The organism is Rhodococcus sp. NPDC003348 (assembly GCF_053589375.1).
Window position 1 is genome coordinate 1 of record NZ_JBSFRT010000086.1, and the last position, 5144, is coordinate 5144.

Genomic DNA, 5144 nt, shown 5'->3' on the forward strand with positions numbered 1-5144 from the left:
TACCGCTACTTCACCACCGAGCGGCGCAAGTTCGTCGTCGCCGACACCCCGGGCCACGAGCAGTACACCCGCAACATGGTCACCGGCGCGTCGACGGCCGACCTCGCGGTGATCCTGATCGACGCCCGCAAGGGTGTGCTCACGCAGACCCGCCGGCACTCGTATCTGGTCTCGCTGCTCGGCATCCGGCACGTGGTGCTCGCGGTGAACAAGCTCGACCTCGTCGACTACTCGCAGGAGGTGTTCGAGCAGATCGTCGACGAGTACACGGGTTTCGCGGCGGAGATCGGGTTGGCGAGTGTGGTGCCGATTCCGATGTCCGCGTACATGGGTGACAACCTCACCGAGCGCAGCCCGAACACGCCCTGGTATCACGGTCCGTCGCTGATCGAGCACCTGGAGACGGTCGACATCGACGACGACCTCCGCGCCGGACCGTTCCGGATGCCCGTGCAGTGGGTGAACCGCCCCGACCTCGACTTCCGCGGATTCTCCGGGCAGATCGTCGGCGGCGCGGTGCGCCCGGGCGACCGCGTCCGGGTGCTGCCCAGCGGGACGGAGTCCACTGTTGCGCGGATCGTCACGATGGACGGCGACCTCGACGAGGGCGTCGCGGGCCAGTCGGTCACGATCACCCTCGCCGACGAGATCGACATCAGCCGCGGTGACGTTCTCGCAGTCGCTGACGCCCTGCCGGGGGTCGCCGACCAGTTCGAGGCGCAGCTGGTGTGGATGGGCGAGCACGACATGCTGCCCGAGCGCCCGTACGTCTGCCAGATCGGCACGATGACGGTGCAGGCCCGGATCACCAAGCCGAAGTACAAGATCAACGTCAACACGCTCGAGCAGACGGCGACGAACACCCTCGCCCTCAACGAGATCGGCGTGTGCAACATCAGCTTCGACCGTCCGGTGCCGTTCGACGCCTACGCCGACAACCGGGACACGGGCGGGTTCATCCTGATCGACCGGCTGACCAACACCACGGTCGGTGCGGGCATGATCGCGCACTCGCTGCGCCGGTCGGACAACATCCACTGGCAGGCCGTGGATGTGAACGCCGAGTCCCGGGCGGTCCTGAACGGTCACCGGCCGCAGGTGCTGTGGTTCACGGGTCTGTCCGGGTCCGGCAAGTCGACCATCGCGAACGAGCTCGAGCGGCAACTGCACGCAAGCGGCTGCCACACCTACCTGCTCGACGGCGACAACGTACGGCACGGTCTGAACCGGGACCTCGGGTTCACCGAGGCCGACCGGGTGGAGAACATTCGGCGGGTCACCGAGGTCGCCCGGCTGATGGCCGATGCCGGGCTGGTCGTGCTGGCGTCGTTCATCTCCCCGTTCCGGGCCGAGCGGGACGCGGCCCGCGAGCTGATCGGCGAGGACCGCTTCTGCGAGGTGTTCGTCGACACCCCGATCGACGTCGCCGAGTCGCGGGATCCGAAGGGGCTGTACAAGAAGGCGCGGCGGGGCGACCTGACGAACTTCACCGGCATCGATTCCCCGTACGAGTCGCCGGAGAACCCCGAGCTGCGAGTCGACACGACCGTGACGACTCCCGCGGAGGCCGCAGTTCAGATTGTCGAGAAGCTCCGCAGCCGCGGCGTCATCGCCTGATCCAGCCCGATTCACCAACCACACCCGAGGAGCGTTCCCTGTGCCCACCCGAGACGAAATCTGTTCGGTGATCGATTCGTACGTCAAGCATCTCGGCGATCACGACGTTGATCAGCTGGTGTCGCTGTTCGCGGCGGACGCGGTCCAGCACGAGCCGCTGGGCATGCGGACCTACACCGGTGTCGACGAGATCCGGGCCTTCGGCACCGAGAACGCGAAGGTGGCGTTCACGGTGAGCCGGTACTCGCCGATCACCGTCACCGGCCGGTTCGCGGCGATGCAGCTCCGCGTGCAGCGCGAGGGCATGCCCGACTTCCTGTCCACCGACCTGTTCGAATTCGGTGAGGACGGGAAGATCGTCTCGCTGAGCGTCGTTCTGGACCCCAAGGCGCAGGTATGACCTTGGGGTTGCAGCCGGTGATGCCGGCGATGCTCGACGGCAAGGTCGTGGTCGTCTCGGGTGTCGGTGAGGGGTTGGGACGCTCGGTCGCCGTGCGCAGCGCGCTCGCCGGTGCCCGGGTCGTCCTGGCCGCGCGGACCGAGTCCCGGCTGACGGAGGTCGCCGACGAGATCCGGGAACTCGGCGGTACCGCGCTGTCCGTGCCGACGGACCTCACCGACGACGCGTCGGTCACGAATCTCGCCGATGCGGCGCTGGCCGAGTTCGGAGCGGTCGACACGGTGGTGCACAACGCTTTCGTGCAGCCGCCGCACGAGCGGCTGCTCGACGCCGAGTTCGAGTCAGTCCGGCAGGGCCTTGACATCAACCTGCTGGCCGCACTCAACCTGACCCGCAAACTCGCTCCCGCACTGGAGAAGTCCGAGGGGTCGATCGTGGTGATCAACTCGATGGTGCTGCGCAACCAGCTGCCGAACTTCGGTGCCTACCGGGTGCAGAAGGCCGGGCTGCTCGCGCTCGCCCGCAGTCTCTCGGTGGAGCTGGGCCCGATGGGTGTCCGAGTGAACTCCGTTGCACCCGGATATATCTGGGCGCACCGGGTCAAGGCGATGGTCCAGAAGCAGGCAGAGCAGCGCGGCGTCGACCCGGCCGAGGTCTACGCCGAGATCGCGGCAGACACCGACCTGCGCCGGCTGCCGGAACCCGACGACATCGCGAACGCGGTGATCTTCCTGGCCTCCGACCTCGCCCGCGCGATCACCGGGCAGTGCCTGGACGTCAACTGCGGCCACGCACATCACTGATCCACCTTTCGCAAGGATGTAGGAAATGACTCAGGATTACGACGGAATCGGTTCCATCGAGGACCTGCACGCGCAGGCGCGCAAGGAGACCGGCCTCGGCGACTTCGGCAGCGACGAGTACCTAAAGGGCCTGACGGTGCTGCTCGACTCGTTCGAGCGGGAAGCCGACCTCACCCCGCACGGAAAGGTGATCGCCCGCAAGATGATCCTGTCCGCGCTCCGGGGCCGGCTGATCAGCGAGGCTGCGTTCGCGCGGCACCCCGAGCATGTCGACGTTCCGATCGAGCGGCCGATCTTCATGTGCGGACTGACCCGCACGGGCACCACCGCGCTGCATCGCCTGCTCAGCGCCGACCCTGCCAACCAGGGTGTCGAGATGTGGCTGGCCGAGGCGCCGCAGCCCCGTCCCGCCCGTGAGACGTGGTCCGCGAACCCCGATTTCCTCCGCGCCGACGCCTTCTACCGTGCTCGCCAGCAGAATGAGGCGGACCTGATGAAGGTGCACTTCATGGGCGCCGAGGAGGTCGAGGAGTGTTGGCGACTGCTCCAGCAGACGCTGCTGTCGACCTCGTTCGACACCGTGGCGTACGTGCCGTCGTACACGGAGTGGCTGGCGAAGCAGGACTGGACCGACACCTACGCCCGGTACAAGAAGAACCTGCAGCTGATCGGTATGAACGATCGTGATCGCCGCTGGGTTCTGAAGAGCCCGAGCCACGTCTTCGCGATCGACGACATCATGAAGGTCTTTCCGGACGCGCTGTTCGTCCGGACCTTCCGCGACCCGCACACCTCGATGGCGTCGACCTTCAGCCTGGCCGAGCAGGGCGGGCACGACATGTCGAAGGCCTTCGACCGCAAGACCATCGGACGGACCCAGTTGGACCTGTGGGCGCGCGGGAACGCGAACTTCCAGGAGGCCCGGGCCCGCCACAATCCGGAGCAGTTCATCGACATCGACTACCGGGACTTCGTGGCCGACCCGATCGGGACGGCCGAGACGGTTTACGACCGGTTCTCCCTGCCGTTCTCCGACGAGGCGCGCCGCGCGGTCGGCGCTGCCCACGAGGCCAGCCTCGCCGACCACCGTCGTCCGTCGCACAAGTACTCGCTCGAAGACTTCGGCATCACCGCGGCCGAGGTCGACGCCAAGTTCGCCGCCGTCTGACCCCTCACCTGGATAGGAATTCACAATGAACGCCACCTGGGAAAAGTTCTGCACCGACCTGCTCGAGGTCGGGAACATCCTGTCGGACCCGATCGTCCCGCAGGACGAGCTCACACAGGCCGAAGGCGTGCGCTACCTGTCACGCCTGCTGCGCTACTCGACGATCAACTGCGTCGAGTACACCGACCCGCGGTGGCCGCAGTTCACGTCCGCGCCGAACCCGAACATGATGACCAAGATCGGCGCCGACAACCCGGACAACATCTACATGCGCGCCAACATCTCCGGGCAGTACACGTACCGGATCACTGGAACCCGGGGCACGGTCCCGCTGATCACCTTCGGTTCCCGCGTCAACCGCTATCACATCGACGGCACTATGCTGCAGACCGGTGACCTGCACATCCACGACCTCGAGGTCGACGAGAACGGACGCTTCGAGTTCATCGCGAGCGTGGACGAGCCCGCCGAGGGTGCGTGGCTGCCGCTCGCACCGGACAGCAACCTCATCTCCGTGCGGCAGACCTATGCGAACCGGCGTGCCGAGGTGCCCGGCGAGCTGTCCATCGAGTGCCTGAACCCCGACGGCGAATTCGTTCCGCTGACCGAGGACGAGCTGGGCCAGCGGCTGGACCGGGCGATCGGCATGCTGAAGGGCTCGGCCGCCACGTTCCTCGAGTGGTCGCGTGACTTCATGCCGCAACCCAACGAGATCTTCGACCGCGGGCAGGAGCAGTTCCAGAAGGCCGGCGGCGATCCGACGATCTTCTACTTCCACGGCTACTGGAAGCTCGCCGAGGACGAGGCATGGGTCATCGAGACCGAGGTCCCGAACTGCGAGTACTTCAACTTCGTGCTGCAGAACTTCTGGGTCGAGTCGCTCGACTACAACCGGACGAACATCTACATCAACAACCACACCGCCAAGCTCAACGACGACGGGACGCTGACCATCGTGGTGGCGGCCAAGGATCCGGGCTACGGCAACTGGATCAACACCGACGGCCACGCCGAGGGCACCTGGGCGATGCGCTGGATCAAGGCGGACTCGCACCCGATCCCGACGTCGAAGGTCGTGAAGCTGTGAGGTCGGCGCGATGAAGTGGTCACTCGCCGCGGCGATGATCGACGCCCGCGACCTGTGCGAGCTCGCACA

At 66.4% G+C, this 5144-nt stretch carries 5 protein-coding genes; all 5 read left to right on the forward strand.

Going from position 1 to position 5144, the window contains the following annotated elements; genetic code table 11:
- On the forward strand, positions 1 to 1617 hold a 1617-nt coding region (gene cysC, locus ACWDU4_RS28130), incomplete at its 5' end, for an adenylyl-sulfate kinase (RefSeq protein ID WP_450117246.1).
- Positions 1618 to 1657: 40 nt separating this feature from the next.
- Complete coding sequence (locus tag ACWDU4_RS28135; RefSeq protein WP_450117247.1) at positions 1658 to 2017, forward strand: nuclear transport factor 2 family protein; 360 nt, start codon at positions 1658 to 1660, stop codon at positions 2015 to 2017.
- The gene (locus ACWDU4_RS28140; protein WP_450117248.1) at positions 2014 to 2820 is read left to right on the forward strand and encodes an SDR family oxidoreductase; all 807 of its coding nucleotides are present in this window, start codon (positions 2014 to 2016) and stop codon (positions 2818 to 2820) included. The genes ACWDU4_RS28135 and ACWDU4_RS28140 overlap by 4 nt, the downstream gene beginning before the upstream one ends.
- 25 nt (positions 2821 to 2845) lie before the next feature.
- Positions 2846 to 3988, forward strand: a complete 1143-nt coding sequence (locus tag ACWDU4_RS28145) for a sulfotransferase family protein (protein WP_450117249.1) — start codon at positions 2846 to 2848, stop codon at positions 3986 to 3988.
- Between the two features lie 25 nt (positions 3989 to 4013).
- Positions 4014 to 5075, forward strand: a complete 1062-nt coding sequence (locus ACWDU4_RS28150) for a DUF1214 domain-containing protein (RefSeq protein ID WP_450117250.1) — start codon at positions 4014 to 4016, stop codon at positions 5073 to 5075.
- Positions 5076 to 5144: the final 69 nt, after the last annotated feature.